At 58.5% G+C, this 19638-nt stretch carries 9 protein-coding genes; 6 read left to right on the top strand and 3 right to left on the bottom strand.

What is annotated here, in order from left to right; translation table 11 throughout:
• Positions 1-145: 145 nt before the first annotated feature.
• Complete coding sequence (locus AB3175_RS08350; protein WP_367360487.1) at positions 146-1909, top strand: mechanosensitive ion channel family protein; 1764 nt, start codon at positions 146-148, stop codon at positions 1907-1909.
• Positions 1910-1922: 13 nt separating this feature from the next.
• Here AB3175_RS08350 and AB3175_RS08355 read toward each other — a convergent pair whose 3' ends face one another.
• A complete protein-coding gene (locus tag AB3175_RS08355) occupies positions 1923-4625 on the bottom strand; it encodes a glycogen/starch synthase (RefSeq protein WP_367360488.1) in 2703 nt (900 codons plus the stop codon).
• A gap of 355 nt (positions 4626-4980) precedes the next feature.
• Here AB3175_RS08355 and AB3175_RS08360 point away from each other — a divergent pair, with 355 nt between their 5' ends.
• From AB3175_RS08360 to AB3175_RS08380, 5 genes are all read left to right on the top strand, one after another.
• On the top strand, positions 4981-5871 hold the full coding sequence (locus AB3175_RS08360) for a DUF4384 domain-containing protein (protein ID WP_367360489.1): 891 nt from the start codon (positions 4981-4983) through the stop codon (positions 5869-5871).
• Between the two features lie 14 nt (positions 5872-5885).
• Positions 5886-6701, top strand: a complete 816-nt coding sequence (locus AB3175_RS08365; protein WP_367360490.1) for a hypothetical protein — start codon at positions 5886-5888, stop codon at positions 6699-6701.
• 23 nt (positions 6702-6724) lie between these two features.
• Complete coding sequence (locus AB3175_RS08370) at positions 6725-8053, top strand: caspase domain-containing protein (protein ID WP_367360491.1); 1329 nt, start codon at positions 6725-6727, stop codon at positions 8051-8053.
• A 33-nt stretch (positions 8054-8086) separates the two neighbouring features.
• Entirely contained in the window at positions 8087-8746 is a 660-nt protein-coding gene (locus AB3175_RS08375; protein WP_367360492.1) for a tetratricopeptide repeat protein, read from the top strand.
• A 136-nt stretch (positions 8747-8882) separates the two neighbouring features.
• Positions 8883-17870, top strand: coding sequence for a hypothetical protein (locus AB3175_RS08380; protein WP_367360493.1), 8988 nt, complete (start codon positions 8883-8885; stop codon positions 17868-17870).
• Here the strand turns inward: AB3175_RS08380 and AB3175_RS08385 are convergent.
• Together AB3175_RS08385 and AB3175_RS08390 are read right to left on the bottom strand one after the other, a co-directional pair.
• Positions 17818-18969 (bottom strand): TolB family protein, encoded by a 1152-nt coding sequence (locus AB3175_RS08385; protein ID WP_367360494.1) that lies wholly within the window; start codon positions 18967-18969, stop codon positions 17818-17820. The two genes, AB3175_RS08380 and AB3175_RS08385, sit on opposite strands and share 53 nt — an antisense overlap.
• Complete coding sequence (locus AB3175_RS08390; RefSeq protein WP_367360495.1) at positions 18966-19628, bottom strand: hypothetical protein; 663 nt, start codon at positions 19626-19628, stop codon at positions 18966-18968. The genes AB3175_RS08385 and AB3175_RS08390 overlap by 4 nt, the downstream gene beginning before the upstream one ends.
• Positions 19629-19638: the final 10 nt, after the last annotated feature.

Genomic DNA, 19638 nt, shown 5'->3' on the forward strand with positions numbered 1-19638 from the left:
TCCTCACGAAGGGACATCGCATCTCCCCGCCCGGTACGGGACGGCATGGCGGAAAGGGGGTTTCGTAATGACTTTACTTTGTTCCTGTAAGAAGCTATGAACATCGGGAACAGAATGCACATCAAGAAATAAAGGAAGAAAGACCATGTCAACGATCCGAAAGCACACCATGGGACTGATCCTGGCGGTGATATCCTGCCTGATGATCACATCGGGTGCATGGGCCGCTGTTAAGGGGGAGGGCGACCAGGCCGGCAAGGCGGTGCCACAGGCGGAAGAATCCTTCGACGATCCCCTGGGGCGGAGCACACCCCAGGGAACGGTCGTCGGTTTCCTGAGGGCGGTGGAGAGGGAGGACTATGAACGGGCCATTGAATATCTCGACACGAGGCAGAGGGGGAAGAACGCCCGTCAACTTGCCCTCGAACTTCAGCGGGTTCTCGATGAGAGGGGCTCCGCATCCAGGGCCAGGTTGAGCACGAAACCCGAAGGGGATCTGGATGACGGATTGCCCGCTCAAAAAGAGGTGGTGGCGTCTGTCAAAACAAAAAGGGGGCAATATAAAATCCTTCTTGAGCGCCTTCAAAAGGATGACAGCCCCAAGGTCTGGCTGTTTTCCTCGGAAACGCTCCGATCCGTGCCGCAGATCTATGAGGAAATCGAAGCCCCCTGGTTGGAGGGGCGCCTGCCCGCAGCGCTGACGGAAAACCGCCTGGCCGGTCTTCCCCTGTATCGGTGGATCCTGCCTCTGCTGATGCTCCTTGCCGCCGTTTTCTGCGGCTGGATTCTCACGGTGTTATGTTACGCTTTGCTGCAGAAGTCCATTCGCCACCGTGTTGACGAACTGGGACTGATAACACTCAGGCGGATCAGAAAGCCCCTGGTTGTTCTTTTTTCGGCGGGGGTAATCTATCTTTTTTCCTTAGGCAGTTTCTGGCTGCTGGACCGGCTCTTCTGGACGTTTCTCTCCTCGACCATGGCTCTTGCCGGCCTGACCTGGATCTGCATCCAACTGGTTGATGTTGCGGCGGAAATCCTGGAGAAGCGCAGGCCGGAGGCCGCCAGTGCCGTCATCCGCCTTTCAGCGACGCTTCTCAAGGCGCTTGCCGTCATCACGGCGCTTGTGGTCAGCTTCCACTACTTCGCCGGCATCAATCTCACAGCCGTGGTGGCCGGTCTCGGCATCGGCGGCATCGCCGTGGCCTTTGCCGCCCAGAAGACCATCGAGAATTTCTTCGGGGGAGTCTTCCTTGTCTGGGACAAGCCCATCCGCCTTGGCGATTTCTGTAAGGCCGGCGAGTACATGGGCACCGTCGAGCATATCGGCCTCCGCTCCACTCAGATCCGGACTCTGAACCGCACGGTCACCTTTGTTCCAAACGGCCAGCTTTCATCCATCGCTGTCGAGAACTTCACTCTGCGTGACCGCTTTCTCCTCCGCCATACGTTGAACCTTCGCTACGAGACGACGGCGGATCAGCTCCGCTTCATCCTGGCAGGCCTGCGTGAACTTCTGTACCGGCATCCCCGGGTGGATTCGGCAACGGTTCGCGTTCGTTTCATCGGCTTCGGACAGTCGTCTCTCGATGTGGAGATGTTCGCCTATGTCCTTGAAACAGAGCATGGGTCCTATCTGGCCGTTCAGGAGGATCTGCTGCTGCGGGTCATGGATCTTGTCGAGTCGGCCGGCAGCGGCTTCGCCTTCCCGTCCCGGACCCTTTACATGACCCGGGACGGTGGATTGGATGCAAAAAGGAAGGGTGAAGCATCCGAGACCGTTCAGCGCTGGCGGACCCGGAGCGAGCTGCCTTTCCCCGAGCATGCGCCCGGGAAGGTTGCACAGCTCGACGGTACACTGGACTATCCCCCGGACGGTTCGGTTCTGAGCGAAAAGAAGGAAGAAGATTGAGGACGGAGGCTTATCAGAGGGGGCTTCCGCCGTTGAGCCTTTCATAAATCCTGAGGTACTGGGTGATCATTGTCTGAAGGCTGTATTTCTCCCGGGCTTCCCGCATGATCCGCCGGATCTGGTCTTCACGGACGGCGAGGGGGTTCTTGTGAAAGTTCAGGCTTCTTTCCAGGCCGTACCACAGTCCGCCCGGGTCGTAATTCTTGAAAAGAAAACCGTTGCCTTCATCCTGGGGAGCACCGTCCATTTTTAACCTCAATTCCGTGATCTTGTCGTGGTAACCGCCTGTATCCCGGTTGGTGGCCGTTGCACCGAAGAGATTTCCCACCTGGTCAATCTGGCCGCAGGGCTCGTAGAGGGACGCTCCGAAGACATCGCTTGCGGCGGCATATCCGAGCATCGACAGGGCTTCATCGAAGGGATAATAGGCGATGCGCCCCTGGGAGGCGCAGGCGATGCGCCCCATAATCTCCATGTGGGTGCGGTCGCCTCCGATTCCATCCCCCACGACGGCGATCTGGGCTTCCGGATGGGCTGAAACGAAGGACTGGGCGATTGCCTCGAGGAGTTCGATGCCCTTCTGAAGCGGATCCAGTCGGGAAGGCCAGAAGAAGAGAATGGCCTCAGGGTTGACGTCCAATCCGGTTTTTTCCTGGAACACCACCAGGTTTTCGCGCTTGGCCTTCATGATGGAGTCGTCGAGGCCGTATTTCCGGACCAGGAACGGGCAGTTTTCCGGGTACATGACGGAGGCCGGGGCATTCAGGATCGCCTGGGCGGCGTTGCCGAAATATTTCACTTTGACTTCGTCCCGGACACTGGTCGGAACGATGGGCCGATCAAGAAAATAGTCCTCCACGACCTCGCGGAGAAAATGCTCTCCCACGAAATTGATCAGAGTCGCATTTTTGATGGCCGTGGCCTGGCAGTCGATGCAGGTTTTCCCATAGGATTCCGAGTAGTAGAGATGATCCGAAATGCGGTTCAGATTGATCCCGGACATCAGCTCCAGCGGAAGATTCTCCGTAAATACGTTGTGCACGGTATGCAGAACGGGCACGTCGGCGGATTTGGCATAGGCGGTTATGGCGCCACCCGCCATCCAGTCGTGGCTGTGGATGATGATCCGCCCCCCGTGCTTTGCCCGGACGGTCTTGATGACGTTGTTGACGATCTGCCGCTGGAATTCGGCAGCGGTTGAAAGGACATCGCCGGAATAGGCGCTGAGATTATCGGCAAAAATGGCGGAACTGATGAGATGGATGTTTTCGGGATCGATCTTATAGCGAAGTTCCCGCCACTGATGCTCCGTCATATGGGACTCCAGTTGGAACCGTTTCTTCAGATTCAGGGTGGCCAGGTGAACTTCGATGCCTCTGTCCAGAAGCCCCTCGCACAAGGCGGAGACCACGTCGCCCTGACCGCCGCTTTTTCCGGAGATGTATTTGGCCAGCAGCCCCATGTCGCTGGGAAGCCTTCCCGTTTCCGGCGTGATGAGAAGAATGGGTGTTTTATCCGCCTTCTTGAGGATCTCAAAACGGGTGATGGAGCCCTCCAGAACGCAGATCTTCCGCGTCAGGATCTCCGTGGCCCGGATCGTGGAATTTTCATAGGGATTGTCATAGCGGCGAAGGATCTGTTCCGCATCGACCCGGTCGTTGAGGAAGTAAATGTGATCCGATGCCGTCAGGGTGCGCCAGCGGGTCAACAGATCGCCGCCGGCCCGGCGCGCCACTCCTTCCATTCCTTCCAGATTTTTAAAGAGGTCATATTGCGTCGAGCTTTCCAGCCAGCCGAAGGTCATCCTGACGGCATCCAGCCATGAGGAGGCCGATGCACTCCGGGGGGCCAGGGTTGGACAGTGCGCGTCTTTATAGTGGGCAGCGGCCTGGCAAGGCGTTTCGACCCTGATTTCGGGATGCCTCTCCAGCGCGGCGGGAAGTCCGCGCCAGAATTCGAAGATCCCCTTGTCTTCGTGGATGTGGCCGCCGATGTGTTCCAGGTCATAGCCCAGCAGGACCACTTCGCCGTCCGCTCGGGCAATCGAGGCGGCATAGTCTTCCGGCGTCAGCGGGTGGTCGGAAAAGCGGAAGGCGATATCGTTGCTGAGAGACCGGTTCCTGGGAATCACGATCAGCTTGGATCCTCCGGCGTGAAAGATCCTGTTGGGGGCCATGGCGCCGGTTTCATGATCCGTTCGCAGATGCTGCCTCGGTTCGCACAGGATGGCGAGATAACCCATATCGGCGACGATGTCGGCTGTGGAAGCGTTGAAGATCAGTTCGGTATCCCTGAAGGAAAGGGGATAGACGCCAAAAAGCCTTCTCATGCTTTCCCGGTGCAGAGCGACCTGGTCCCGGAATTCCTGCTTATGCGGGTCGGCAAAGAGGCAGGTCAGGGAATGGTAATAGGTTTCATCAAGGAATTCGACTTGATGGTTCTTTTTCCCGACATCGAGAAGATTCCGCAGGGCATTGATCACCTCCGGATCATAACTCTGGGCCTGCTCCAGAAATGTTCCCGAGATGCTCAGGGCGATCCTGAAGCCGGGATGCTGCGGGATCAGATCGGCAAACATCCGGAGCGACGGGAGATAGGACCGTTGGGAAGCTTTCAGAAAGACTTCCCTGTTTTCCTCGTCCCAAAGAAATTTGTCCCTGTCAGGATGAAGACGGAACGGTTGATGCAGTTGAAAATAAAAAATGACAGATGGCATGGTTTTCATCAGCGCGGGTCCGCCGGACCTTCATGAGCTTGGTGCTGTTTGACGACCAGCTCACTGCGATCGGCAAGATATTGAGATTCAGGTGCTTTGTCATTTCAGGAAACTTTACGGTACGTTGACTGTTTTGCCCCACACGGGAAGATCCAGCAGTCTAGGATCTTTCTGAAATATTATCAAGCAAAAGAAAAGTGCCCCTGCTTTTTCCATTGAAGTATCATGTGGAAAAGCCCGAATGGGTTCTCTGCAGCCACGATGCCGGCTGGAGAGGACATCACCATAAAGGGCACGGTTATTGATGGGTTCATGCAGTTTCAGAATGTTACATTACCATAGAGGAGGATGAAACATGAAAAAAAGACGATTTCTCACAATCGGAGGATGCTGCGCTCTGGCACTGCTGATTGCGCTGCCTGCCATCGGCGCCGGGCCGACAGGCGCAAAGGCGATTTTCGACAGCGGCGAGGGGCCTTCCGTCTCCATGTCTTCCACGCCCGCCAAGAGCACGCCCGTCCGGAGCGTTGCAAAAAAGACCGTAAAGCAGGCCGCGCCGTCAAGGGAACGTTACACCGGCATCTCCTATCAGCTGATGCTGCTCTCTGATGACGGTCAAATGACATCGGTGACGAAAGCCCGTACATTCCGCTCCGGGGAGCGGATCAAGATGCTGGTAAGGACCAACAGGCCGGGTTATATGACCATCCTCAACATCGGGTCATCCGGTAATACGAACATTCTCTTCAATGAATATGTCGAGGCGTTCACCATGCATGAGATCCCCAAAGCAACGACCTTCAGGTTCGTCGGGAGGCCGGGAACGGAAACCCTGATGATCATGCTTTCCGACAACCCCAGCCCCATCGTGGGCGGCCAGCAGGGTGCCGTGACCGCCGGCGGCCCTTCTCCGTCGTCCTCGTCCCCTTCGTATTCTTCGCCTGATCCGGGCATGAGCACGGCGTCCACCGGTGTTGCGGATCTGCCGCCACCTCCGCCGATCGAAATTGCATCAAATATGGAAGGAGCGAAGAGCCTGCGGGGAGCCAAGGATATTGTGGTCGAAGACAACATGCAGACGACTTATGCTGTCATCTCGCCGAAAACGGGGTGGAAACCCGCCGGCAGAGGGGCCAAAGACATCATCCTTGAATCGGAAGGCGGAAAGAATTTCGGCGTTGTCCCGGCGTCCGCCATGTCCGAGGGCGGGATACTGACCATGCAGGTTAAGCTGCGCCACCACTGAGAGGGATGAAAGCCGTGAAGATGAAACATTTCCGCCGACTGATTCCTGTTCTGTTAGTGGTCTTTCTTTTCTCAGCCTGTGCGCCGCTGCCGCCGCCCGGTACGCCCCTTACACCGGAAGAGCGGGCATCGGCACAGCGCCGGTGCATTGCCACCTATACCGCGGTAGGCGCAATCGGAGGGGCGCTTGGAGGCGCCTTTATTGGGGCCGTGTCCGGCAAGGGGAAGGGGGCACTCATCGGTGCCGCGGCGGGTGCCGCCGTGGGCGGCGCCCTGGCCTTCGCCATCGCCTGGGGGCGATGCCTCGCGGCCTATTCGGATCTGACGAGCTATCCCGTCGCCGGGGGGGCGGAGACGGCGAAGCGGACAGGATACGATACCTCGCAGGGTGAAGTCATTAAAATAGAGAATTATGTCCTCAATCCCTCCGGTGTGTCCCCGGGAGGAAAAGTGCAGATGAACGGCTCCTATTACGTCATGGCGCCGGAAGGCGAACGTGAGGTCAAAGTGACCGAAACCCGGGCCCTTGCTTTTTTTGATCCCGAAAAGAATGAGTGGAAGGATCTGGGCTCGGTGGATCAGGAGGTCACGTCCGCCATTGGAACGAGGCGTGCCGAAGGAAACTTTGACATCCCCGCCGATGCACCGGAGGGCCGTTACCGCATTACCCTCAAGGTGTCCGCATTCGGAAAGACCGATCAATTGACGCAGAATCTCACTGTTGAAAAGGGATTGGCCATGGGTCCGTCGGAGTCCGTTGAAGGGACCGTCAGTGGTGCAAAATCACTGGGTAAGGGCGACGTCAAGAAGAAAGCGAAAAAGAAAAAATAGATGGAGAGCAAAAGGAAGACCTTATGAGCATTTTGTGCAACATGAAAACCGCCCCCTGCAGTCGGAGCCGGGCGGGGAGCACGCATCACCCTTCGAAGGCGCGTTTGACCGCTTCCTTTCTGCTGTGCCTGGTCGTCGCGCTCATGGTGACCATTCCGGCGCGTTCCGCGGATACACCGGTTTTAAGCTCCCACATCGACCAGATCAATGAACTGCTTCTCCGTGGCGGCATCAGTGGCGGATTCGTTGAACTTGACCCCTTTGGGCGGGTGCAGCTGAAGGGTTCCTATGAAGATGAGATACAGGTGGACCGTGCCTTCTCCATCGCTCAGACCGTCGTCGGCATCCGGTGGGTTTCACCGGTGACGCCGGAACATATCAAGGTAAAGGAATGGGAGCGAAGACTCAGCAATCTCTTTTCCCGGGCCAATGTCCTGAAGCCCGCGGTCAGGGGTGACGCTCCTCCGGGGCCCGTCCGCAACCGCTACGCCTTGGTCGTCGGTGTCGGGGAGTTCATGAGCAACATCCCGAAACTGCATTTTGCCGTACATGACGCGAACACCTTTTACCGGTTTCTTGTCGATCCGAACCGGGGAGGATTCCCCCCCTCGAACGTGACCTTCCTGACGAATGCGAATGCCACAAGAAAGAATATCGCGGCGGCCCTCGATCGCATCAAGAGGATGGCCGGCCCCGATGATCTCGTCACGGTTTATATGAGCAGCCACGGTACGCCGCCGGAAAAATTCGGCGGTGTGTTCATCGTCACCTACGATACCGAAATCAAGCCCAGGGAGAGAGTGTGGCACACGTCCATCAGTGAAGGAATCCTGCGGGACTTTATCGACAATCTGCAGGCCAAGCGGCTGGTGATGATTCTGGACGCCTGCTACAGCAACGGCGCCTACAGCAAGGTGCCGGGCTTTCTTCCCCCAGGCGGCAAATCGCTGGGTGCCGACGATCATGAGGGCTATGGCCTTTCACCCCAATACGGAAGGCGACTGCTCGGCGCCAAGGATATCGTTCTTGACGATGAAGGTCCGAAAAGGAAGGCATCGGGAGGATCGAAATCCATGGGCGGCCAGGACGGATGGGGCAAGGTCCTTATCGGCGCCAGCGGGGCCGGTGAACAGTCCTGGGAGTCGGATCAGTTGAACAACAGCATCTTTACCTATTATTTTCTCGATGGGCTCAACAGGAACAACGGAGCGGTGCAGAACGCCTTTTACTACGCAAAGCCTCGTGTCACACAGCGGGTCAAGCAGGAAAAGGGAGGCGATATCGACCAGAATCCACAGGTTGTTGCGTCACAGAGCGAATGGAACATGCCGCTCGGGCAGAGACGGCGTTAATCAATTTAACCATTTCGAAGGAGGATATTTTTTATGCTCAGCAAGTTTCATTACAGCACGATGGTTTTCGCGGCAGCGGCCCTGTTTTGCGCATCGCTTTCTCTAACCGGATGTGAAAAGGCCCAGGATGGCAAGGAAAAAGCCGAAATGCCGAAACAGGAAGCACCCGCTCCCGCCCCGGCCGCTCCAGCGGCTCCGCAGCCTGCTCCGGTGGAACAGCAGGCCCCCGCAGCGTCTGCGGATGCGTCCATTGAGGTGAAGAGCCACATCAAGCAGGGGCTGAGTTATGTTTCAACGGCGAAGAACGCACAGAACAAAGCCCTTTTTGACGAAAACATAGGGAACGCCTTGAAGGAATTTTCTCTGGCCATAGAAAAGGCTCCGGACTATGCCGATGCCTACTCAAACCGCGGCGTCGCCTATATGCAGCAGCATAAATTCAACAAGGCCCTGGAAGATCTGAAAAAAGCCAAGGAACTCAAATCGGACAGCCCTTCCATCCGCTACAATCTGGCGTGCCTCTATTCGCTGAAGGGGGATGTGGACTTCGGACTGGATGAACTGGATGCGGCTCTTGCAAACGGATTCAGCGACTATGAATCCCTGCGCAAGGATCCGGACCTCAATAACCTGCGCAAACATCCGGAGTTCAAGAAGATACTGGAAGCTCATAAAGTGTTCATCGTCAAATAATCATGGATGAGTCATCAGGATAAAAACGGCCCTCCCCCGTGCTCGACGGAGGGGGGCTTTTTTTCGCACCGGTCAAAGGCGGCGGCAGTCCGCCGTATCGAAGAAAACAGAAGGGTTATCGATTCAGGAGGCGTTCATGAGTAACACTCGAAGGGGAAGATTCAACATTCTTTTGTCAGTCTGGATTGCTCTTGCAAGCCTGCTGTTATTGGGCGCGGCTTCCATAAGCCGGGCTGATGACCTTGGCGAGCATATTCTCATGTCGATCCTCAAGGGAGATAAACCGACGGATTCGGCCCTGCTGCTCATGACCCGGGATCTGAAGTGGTACGAACAGAACATGAGCCGCCTGCCAGAGGCCCTGCAGAGCCGCGTGCAGCAGATCCGTGTGAATGTTGCCGGAGAGTCCGCCCAGATGGCGGCCCGGTCGCTGGGCGAAGCCGAATCGGTTTTCGCGGCAACGGGAAGCTGGAAACCGGGACGGGACGCCGACATCCTCTATCTCGGCAAGAACGGCGACAACGCGGCATCCGCCATCGAGTCGAGTTTTGACACGGTGACGGGCAGGATTCTCAGAAACGCCGGGAATGATCCCATTCTCAGCAAGTATCCGGGGGAAGTTCCGAAAAAGCTCTCCGCGGGCACCCTGGCCGTCTGCACGACGGAGTTGCCCAATTACGGCTACCGCAACCTCCACGACGCCTACAAGAAGGCAAAGGATGCCCTGTCACGGGGAGACTCGAAGGATGACGTCGTCCGCATGTTCCGCGACGAAATCCGTAATGCCATGACCAACAACGTCAAGGCGCATTTCGCTGCGGCCTCCAATCCCGACTACTATGGCGGCGCGACGGGGCAGGAGTGGTTCCGGAAGACCTACCTGGACGATCCCGGCAGGACCCGCGTCTTTGCCCAGGATGCCAACGGCCAGTGGACGCTCCGGCAGGGTGGTATCCAGGCCCTGCCCGACGAAATCGTCGAGCGGATCGGCTTCGGAGGCCTGGGGGGCGGGCAGGTCAAATTCACCAAGATCGCCTCGGACTATTCCCTCTTCTTTGCCCATATGCACGGCGGCCCTTCGGACAACGCCAAATACGCCATGCGCGTCTGGAAGGACATGGGGCTCAACGCCATCCAGGATCTTACCGAAGAGGAATTGAAGGTCCTGGCGGCGGCCAAGGCGGTGAGCAACAACCCCTCGCGCGCCAATCAGATCCTGGCCGAACTGGGCATGGGCAATGTGGATGACTTCAACCGCGGCATCAGCAATATGCTTTTCCGCTGGACCGAGTCCCAGATGATGAAGGACATGGGACGGATCGTCGCCGAACTGGGTTCAAGCTCGGCCCGCTCCCTGGACGATATCGAGAAAATCATGCGCGAGGCCAAGGGCAGCATGGACCTCAACGAGATCGTGGCCGGACTCAACAAGCTGAAGACCGCGCCCAACGGCAAGGCCCTGCAGGAGCAGCTGCTGGAAAAACTGAAGACGAAATTCGGCGATACCGATGCCGGCAAGGCCGCACTGCGCTTTGTCCTGAAGAACCTGGGGCTGATGGATGAGGGTGGCGAACTCACCGGCCGGATTCTCAAGATGCTCGCGAAGATGGGGCGGGTGAACAAGGCCGACCTGGAGGCCCTCGAGGCGGGTGGAGAGCTTTCGGAAGCGTTGCGGGGGCAGGTGAACCGGGTGAAAAAGGAACTGATCGCCCTGAACGCCGGGAGCATGGTCAGCCTGGACGAGACTCTTGACCTGGAGCGGCTGATGGAAGACTGGCGCCGCTCTCAGCCTGCCGCGATTCTCCAGTCGCCCGATGACGAACTGAAAAAGCTGCTGAAGGAGATGCGGGAAGCTTCTGAGAGCGACCTGAAGAAGATCGGCTGGCGTTCAGAGGAAATCGCCGTCCAGAACAAGATCCGGGCCGGTCTCAGCCCCGAAGAGCAGATGGCGAAAATGAAGGGATTCTGCGCCAAGGCGCAGCCGCGCATCGCAAAGGGGGGAGGGACGCTGCGCCAGCTGCAGTCCAAGGTGCGGGATCTGATGTTCAATCCGGCCTATACGAAATTGGGAGATCCGTCGATCAGCGTCGGCGCCTTCGACGCGGTCGTGGGTGTGGCCGCTGCGCTCTATCAATCCTACGACATCCTGAACGGTCCCGCGATGAGCCCGGAGGATGAGGCCCTGGCCCTGGAAAACGCCTGGGTCACCTCCCTTCCCATTGTGGGTGATTTTGCCCAGGGGCTGATATCGGGCGGTCAGGCATACTATGAAGGCGACGCGTCAAAGGCCCTGGATGCGGGCCTCTGGGTGACCATCGGCATCATGGGTTGTGTCCCCGGCGGGCAGCTGCCGGCGGTGGTGACCGGCATTCTGATGGCGACCAAACCGGTTGCGACGGCGGCCTACGAGGCTCGCCAGGCCCAAAACCTCATCCAGGCCTGGGTGGAATCGGGACTCTGGACGAATTCGAAGCCCAGGGAACTGCAGGGGCTCTTCGACCGCCAGGGGCTGCGCCACCCCATTACCTATGAATGGCTTCTCACCGATAAGGGGAACGTCGCGTACTCCTCCGCGAAATTCGGAGACGTGACCATCAATGACTCCATCCGCGACTACGCCGAAAAGAACATCATGCCGCAGTATCCGTCCGTCAAGGCGCTGCGCGACGCACTGAAAAGCGTCTATCCGGACTTCAACGACAAGGAATGGGACGACGAGTTCCTGGTGAAGATCAAGATCGAGGCCCGGGGCGGCAAGGGAAGCAAGATCCTCTTCGCCTCCTACAACCGGGTCCGGACCGCCGCCCTGAATCAGACCCTTTCCCATCTGAAGAAATGGGCGGAGGACGAACTGCGCGCCGCGAAAGACTACGATGCCGAAGTGACGCGCCTGCGCGACGAGCTGAAAAGGCTCGAAGAGGAGCTGAGAACGTCCAGCCTGGTGAGCAATGCCGACGCCTCGGTGGAGGCCTACTCCCGCGTCATCAAGAATGTCTGGGAGCAGGAGAGTCTGCCGCTTTCCAAAATGCGCATCTATGAGCATTATGTGAAGAGCTATGGAGAAATGGCGGGAAAGCTCCGCCGTGTGACGGACCTGCTCAGCGAAGCGTCATCGCCCTATGTTCCCTCCAACTGGTACCTTACCGGTTATCCGGAGTTCGACAAGGGGCGCATTTCCAAGATGCTCGCCATGATGGAAGCCGGTAGAAAGGGGATTATCGAGCAGATCGAACTTTTCCTGAAGGACATGAATTATTCGGAAACCCGCTACGACAGGAACAATGAATGTCACAAAACGGTTTTCGATCTCCTGGCGCCGCTGCGCTACAAGGTGGCCTTCATCGAGAACCTGATCGAATACTACGATCACCTGGCGGGGGGGACATCGACATGGGGAAGCTCTTATGAGGCGGCTCAGCGGCGGTATGCCGAAGCCCGCGACCGTGCGGCCCGGGCACCGGACTTTTCGATGCGGGCCGCCATGGAAAATGCCGCCATGCAGGACGCCTTCATGACCTTCGTCTTTTCTCTTCCCTACGGGCTTGCCTCCGGAGAGGCCGCCCTTTACAAGAGCACGGCACGCGATTTCGAGGTGCGCCTGGTGGGAGCACAGAAGGAGTTCGAAATCGCGAAAGGAGAGGGAGGAAAGGCCTACCGAGCCCTTCAGGCCTGCCTGGTTGGCGAGCTGCAAATCGATCTCCTGCTGAGCAATGCCACACCCGAACAGGACGAGGAGGTTTCGGCGACCGCGAAGGTGGTTGCGGGAAAGCTTCATCGGGACGTGATCTGGGATTGGCGGTTTGAAGGCGGGTTGAAGAAAAAAGAGATTCATGCCGATTCCGCCTCCTTCATCGTTTCCGGAAGAGGGCGGCTGACGGTTCGGCTCTACGACTGGTGGAACCCGGCGACAGGAAAATACGGCAAGGTTCTGAAAGAGAAATCCGTGGATATCGCACCCAAGGAAACGGCGGCATTGACCCTTATCGTTTCGGGTCCCTCGGAAACGGAAGTCGGCAAACCGGTCACCTACAACGTTTCGGTCGCCACAAGGGACCGGGCCCAGCAGAATCTTCTCGCCAAATCACGCATCGAGTGGCGTGTCAACAACTATCCCGTGGGTGGAAGCGACAGCTCACTCTCCTTCTCTCCCAAGGAACCCGGGTCCTATACCATCTCCGCCGCGGCGGTGATGGACACCACGGCGGGGAAAAAGACGGTTGGGACGTCATCCCGGTCGATGCTGACCGCCAGGGCTCAGAAAAAGGATGAGCCGAAAACGGATGACGTCAGTAAAACCAGTGACGGTACGGCTTCCGGGATGGATGGAGCGGACGGCAAAAAGGCGCCGCCGCCATCCTGCTCCTACGAGTATTCCGAATGGGGCGAGTGCAACAGGGGAACCAAGAAGCAGACACGGACCGTCATTGCGAAAAGCCCGGCCGGATGCGTTGAAACGTCCAAGCCTTCGCTGGAGCAGGGCTGCACCCCTCCGCCGACGGATGAAGAAAAAAAGAACCTGTATTTCAATTGCCTGTGCCGCTGTTCAAGCGGATGGGCGGGCCACATCGGCGTCTGGTATGATCCGCAGGGAAAGTCCGTTCCGGAATGCGACAGCAGCGGTCCCTGCTTCGGCGGCGCCGGGGCCTTCGGCTGCACAAGGCGCCATTTCTTCGGCGGACCGAGTGACTGTGCCAAGGGGTGCTGGGAAGGCGCCTTCGGCAAGGATACCTACGATCCGAAAAAAGCGGATGCCCTGAGGAAGAAGGAGAACAAGAAATACAAAAAGCCTCTGACGGTCAAAATCAAACCGTCGAAAAACCCCGCCGATTTCGGTGACATCATCACACTTCAGGCTGAGGCTGCCGAAGGAAGCGGCGGATACTCCTTTGTCTGGAGCGGCTGCGCCCAGGATGCGAAAGAGGCGCAGGCGAAGGTCGTCAATACCAGGGAATGCAAGGCCTGTGCGGCAAGCGTCACGGTTACCGACATGGACGGTGACAGCGCCTCGGATTCCGTGACCATTCAGTGCAACACCTTGACAGTGAAAATCACCAAAGAGAGCCCCAAGGAAGACAGCGTTCCCGTGGGCGGAAAGGCGACATTTCTTGCCGAGGTCTTCTCGGGCGACAAGCCCTATACGGGATCGACGCTCTTCTATCTCTGGGAAAGAAATCCCGACGCCATCTTCGGCGACCCGAAGAATCCGAGCTACGAGACCTCAGGAGGGTCCCAGGCACGGAATACGGCCACCTTCAGAAAGTCGGGAACAACCCCCGTCTGGGTGACGGTGCAGAGGGAAATGGAGGGCGGCAAGGTCACCGTCGGCGAATCGGAACAGATTCCCATTTCCGTCGTCAATCCCGAACTGACGGTGACGGTGACTCCGGAAAAGCCGAGCATCGGGCAGGAAGTCAAACTTCAGGTCCAGTCCCAACCGGCCATGGGCGAGGACATGATCGGCTTCTGGTGGGACATTCCGGGATACTGGAGCGGCACCGGAGACAAGGCGTCCTTCAAACCCAAGGACGGCAAGCCGGTTAACGTGACGGTTCACGCCAAAACCAAGGACGGCGGAGATGAGGTCGGCACCAAGGAAGTGACGATCACCGCCCAGGCCTATAATGTCTCCATCAGCGAACCGCGGTACCTGGAATCGCCACCGCAGATCTGGAAATGCGATACGCAGCTCGGTCAGGCCCAGAAATGCGGAATGGTGACGGTTAAACCAAATGAATTTACCGTGTTTCGCGATATCTTCCTGAAGGCGACCATTACCCCCCAGCCGGAATCTCCCCGCTACCGCTGGTCGGTCGACCCGGCGGGGAGCTGCGGCATGCCGGGCAGCGGCAGCGAAATCCGCATCAATTGCAGCAACACCGGCAGTTATACCGTGAAACTGGAGGTTACTGACACCGAGGGGGTGAAGCTTGGTGACGCGGCCCAATCGGTGAACATCTCCATCTCTAAAGAAGCCCTGGAGGGGTCGGACAAGGCCAGGCAGGCTGCGGAAAAACTTGTGAAGGCAAAGGGGCTCGTCGCTCAGGGGAGCCTAGATGAGGGGATTGTGCTGGCCGGGGAGGCGGCGGCTCTGAATCCGAAAAATACGGAGGCGGCCACCCTGGTCCGGAATTGGACGGCGGAAAAGCAGAAGGTCCTGACCCATGTGGAGTCGTGCAGGAAGTTCATCGAGTCGAGTAAAATTTCCGAAGCGAAAAAGGAACTCGACGAAGCGGCTAAACTCCACGGAAAGTACAAGCCGGTTCTTGAAGCCGGGGATCTTCTGAAAAAGAAGCAGGAGGAGATCGCGAAGGCGAAGAATCAGCAAACACAGAAGCTTTCCCAGGCCAGGCAGCTTGCCAACCAGGGAAAACTTGATGAGGCGGTCGCCCTTGCCGAGGAGGCTGCAAAAATGGACGCCGCCCTTGCCGCACCCGTGCTGGCCGAACTGGGGGGCGCAGCCAAGAAGAACGGCTGGGACGCCCTGCACAAGGCCGATTACACGACCGCAATCAAGCGGCTGGAGCAGGCCGTCAAGCTGAACCCTGCGGACGCCGACGCGAAGAAGAAGCTGAGCGATGCGAAGGCCTATGCGGCGCAGTGGCCCCGGATCGAGGCGAAGGCCAGGGAGTTCGACGGCTACATCGGGCAGAAGAAGGTCTGGTCCGCTCACAAAGCCATGCTGGAGCTGCAGGACATCCTGCGTCCCCTGGCGGCCGGCCAGTCGACGGAAAACCCCGTCTGGAGGCGGGTCAATGACGATCTGAACAAGGGGCTTGCCTGGTACACCGAGTTCTCGAAGCAGAGCTTTGCAGAGTGGACGCGCCTGTTCAAGGAGCAGGAATGGGAGCAGGCGGAAACGCACCTGAAGCAGGTGATGACCCAGGAGCTTTCTCCGGCCGATGTAAAGCAGTACACTTCGTCGCTGCAGATGGTCAATGCCAGGTTGGCCGAGCGGCGCGAAGCGATGCAGTATTACGAAAATGCAAAGGCGAATTTTGCAAAGGGAAGCCCGGCTGACGCCAACGGCCTGGGCGCGGTGGCGAAGGAACTGAAAAGCCGAGCCGGGCGCTTCAAACAGGGCGATCCGCGGCGCGGGCAGCTTGAGGACCTCGCTGCGGCCATGGAAAAGGGGCAGAAGGGCCGCAATGCCAAGGAATATGCAAAGACGTTTTTCGCCAACGGAGACCGCTATTACCAGGCCAATGATTTCGAACCCGCCGCCAGGCAGTATGCGGAAGGGCTGAAGGCGATCAAGGAAAACGGCGACATCTCCGATCCCGACTATGCCAAGTATTATAAGCTTCTCGAGGACGCCTCGGCCAAGGACAAGAGGTTCAAGGAGCTTTATGCTTATGCCGCCGGTCTTGCCATGACGGACAAGCCCCTGGATGAAGAGACGATCAAGAAAGGGATCGGCGCATCGGAAGAGGCCCTGAAGATCCGTCCGCGAAACGGCGACATGGAGATTCACTGGAACAAACTGAAGTGGAAGCTCGCAGAACTCCAGCGGACAAGGGCGCAGCAGCAGGAGGCCGCACGGAAATGCGAGGCGAAATGGGTTGAGGGAACGGCACTGTACGATGCAGGGAAGCATGCGGAGGCGGCTGCGAAGTTCAGGGAGAACATCGCCTGCGCACCGGGCAACCGGGAACGGGAGGCTTATGTTCAAAAGCTCGTGGACACGCTGAACAGGCAGGCCGCCGCGAAACAGGCATGCCTGGAACTGCGCCGGCAGGGGGATGCCTTCGCCGCCAGGAAGCAGTATTCGGAAGCCGTGGGCAAATACCGCGAGAGCCTGCGCTGCCAGCCCGATCCGAAACTGGATGAGTATATCCGGCAGATTGAAGCGGAGATGAAAAAGCAGGCCGACGCCAAGGCGAATGCCGCCCGCGCCAGGCAGCTGCGCGCGGAAGGCGAGCAGCTCCAGAGCTCGAAGCGTTATCCGGAAGCGGTTGCCAGGTACAAGCAGAGCCTCGCCCTTGTGCCGGACAAGGCCCTTTCCGATCATGTGGCCCTTCTGGAGCGCGAATTATCGAAGCAGGCGGAACAGAAAACCCTTGCCGACCGGCTCTGGAAAGAAGCGACGGCGTCCCTGAACGCCGCAAGGCCGGAAGAGGCCCTTTTGAAATTCAGGGAAAGCGTGAAGGCCTGGTCCGATCCGACCCGCTCCGCCTACGTGGCGGATCTGGAGGGGCGCAAGGCGCAGGCCAAGCGCCTGAGGGCTGAGGGTGCTTCCCTTCAGCAGCAGCGGAGACTGGCAGAGGCGATCTCAAAGTACCGCGACAGCCTGAACTACTGGCCCGACCCGGCCTTGAACAGCCACATAGCGCAACTGCAGTCGGCGGCGAATAAACCGCCGGTGCAGAAAACAGCGCCGTCGCCCATTAAGACGACGCCTGTGAACAGCTCGAAGGCAAAGGTGATTTTTGACAGCGGTAATATCGGCGGCGTTTACAACAACCCCACGAAACCGACGGTCATAACCGTTTCGACCCCGCATGTCATCACCCTTATTCAGAATTACCACTGGAACAACGCCAGGGGATCGCGTCCCGGCACGATAGCCCTTCGCAGTTCCGCCGGCGTTCTGTACGGCCCCTGGCAGACAGAGGGAATGGATGGCCAGGGCGGCGTCAAAAATGCCAGCTGGATCTGCTATCCCAATATCACCGTTCCGGCGGGTTCGTACACGGTTGTCGATTCCGAACCCTCGACCTGGGCGCACAACAGCCAGTCCGGTGGCAGGGGATTCACCCGCGTTGACGGGTATCCTGCGGGGTCTTCAGCCGTCGGCAGCCTGAGGGCCACGCCGCCGGTTTCCGGGATGGCGTCTGCCTCTTCCGTGACAGCGGAGTATAAAAACGCATCCCGGGAAAACGTTCATATCTTTACGGAGGGGGAATCCTTCTCTCCGTCCAACCGGCTGAAGCCGGGGGAAGAAAGGAACGTCAACGTCCGGCTTGGAAATGAAGGGGGAGTCACCTTCAAGGCGGGGCGTGGAGGAACGATTTTGGCCAGCGCCCGCTGGCAGGGTGCCGGCGGGCAGGCAGGGCGGGTTCCCATTGTTACCTTCAACGATTCGAACCCTTTTGGGATGCTTTCCGTGACGACAGGACTTCGATAGGGCCCGTCGAGTTTCCAGGCTTCAGCGCCGCCCCTGCGGGTTCGGAGGCGTCGGCGATGATCTGTTTCGGAATGGCTCCCGGCTTCAGCTCCAGGATCCAGAGATTGGAGGAAGCCTTTTCGCTCCAGCGGTTGACCCAGCGTTCAAAAACGATCGCCGTGCCGCTGCGGACAAAAGCAGGGCTGGCCCCGGTCGTTACATGGACCAGCCTTCCCGTTTTCCGGTCAACCAGGTGGATTGTGTCGTCCGAGCCTTCCGATGTTGCAGGAGAATAGCAGAGAACCGTCTGCCCGTCGGGGGCGAGGCTCGGGTTCCAGTGGGGTGTCGAGTCCTCGGCTTCGGGAGGGAACCGGAACAGGGTCTTCCCCTTCAGATCCGACAGGGCAAAACCGCCCGAGACGTCGCTTCCGCTTTCCTGCCAGAGGATCAGCCGCCCATCCGGCGAAAAGGCCGGGTTGCTGTAGATGTATCCCGCATCGAGCATCGTCCCTGGATGGCGCAGCACGTTCAGGGTGCTTCCCGTCTTGAGGTCGGCGATGCTGACCGACATGGTGGCGTAGACCCGGGTTTCATCCTTCTTCCCTTCGTTCCGGACTTCCGAGAGGCCCACGAAGACCAGGCTCTTCCCATCAGGAGAAAATCCCGGATGCTCTGCCGCGAGAATCCCGTCGAACTTCATTCTGCGCGGCTTTCCGTCCGCGGCTTCAATCAGGTAGATCTGCCCGAAGCCCGTATCGGGGTAGAGGTCCTTCTCGGTGCGGCAGAAAAAGGCCACCTGCCTGGCGTCGGCTGAAAGGGCCGGCCCGCCGCAGTCCCCGATATCCGTCAGCCGGCGCTGACCGGTACCGTCCACCTTGGCGATCCAGATGTCGCCCTGGCGGACAAAGGCGACGGTTTCGGCGGCGGAATCCTCCGCCATGGAGGTTCCGGCCATCAAGGCGATGGAAGCAGCCGTTGCCAGCACCACCAGCAGAAAAAAAAGACGGCTTCTGCGGATCTCTGTAAAGAGGCCCCGCTTCGGAACCCCGGGCTCAACAAGGGATTCTGCTTTCATGGGAATTGCCGATCTCAGGGAAAGGATATGGCCGGATGCGTTCATTGTTTCACCTGTCTTCTGTATTCTTCGATGGGGATCACCCGGTCCGTTACCGCGTCGTAAAAGGAGACCTTTCCGTCGAAGGCATCGACAAGGAACGTCATGACGCGGACGGTGTGTGTTCCCTGGTCTTCCCCCACGTACACCTCATAGGCGGCGGCCGGTTCCCCCGGTTTTGCCTTTGCGTCAGGCATGCCGGTGATCATGGTAAAGGGATGTACCTCCGTTCCATTCAGCCGGGTCGCAAAGGCTTTCACCTCGGGAAGATCCCAGACGATCTTTTCTGCCTCTGCTTCGGTGAGCATCCCGGGGTGCGTGGCTTTATTTTGCAGAGCCGTCTCATCTGCTGAAGGGCAGTCCCCGATGATTTCCATATCCGTCGGGCACACAAAGGTTCCGTTGTAGAGATCGATTCCTCCCGTGGCCCGGATCAGTTTCCCGTCACAGCCTGAGAAATCGAAAGGGATATTGCTGCAGGGGTTGATCCGGAGAGGCCGCTCATGGCGATACTGCTCCGGGTCCCGGATGAGCATATTTGCATTCTTGACGCAACCCGTAACCGGTTCAACCGGAACGGGCAGCGATGCCATGGCCGGCATCGGTTCAAAAAACGCCAGGCAGGCAAGGGCCAAACAAAAAGCCATCAGGGTCTTACGTTTCATCACCAGTCCC

Source organism: Syntrophus sp. (in: bacteria) (assembly GCF_040768185.1).
GTDB lineage: Bacteria > Desulfobacterota > Syntrophia > Syntrophales > Syntrophaceae > Syntrophus > Syntrophus buswellii.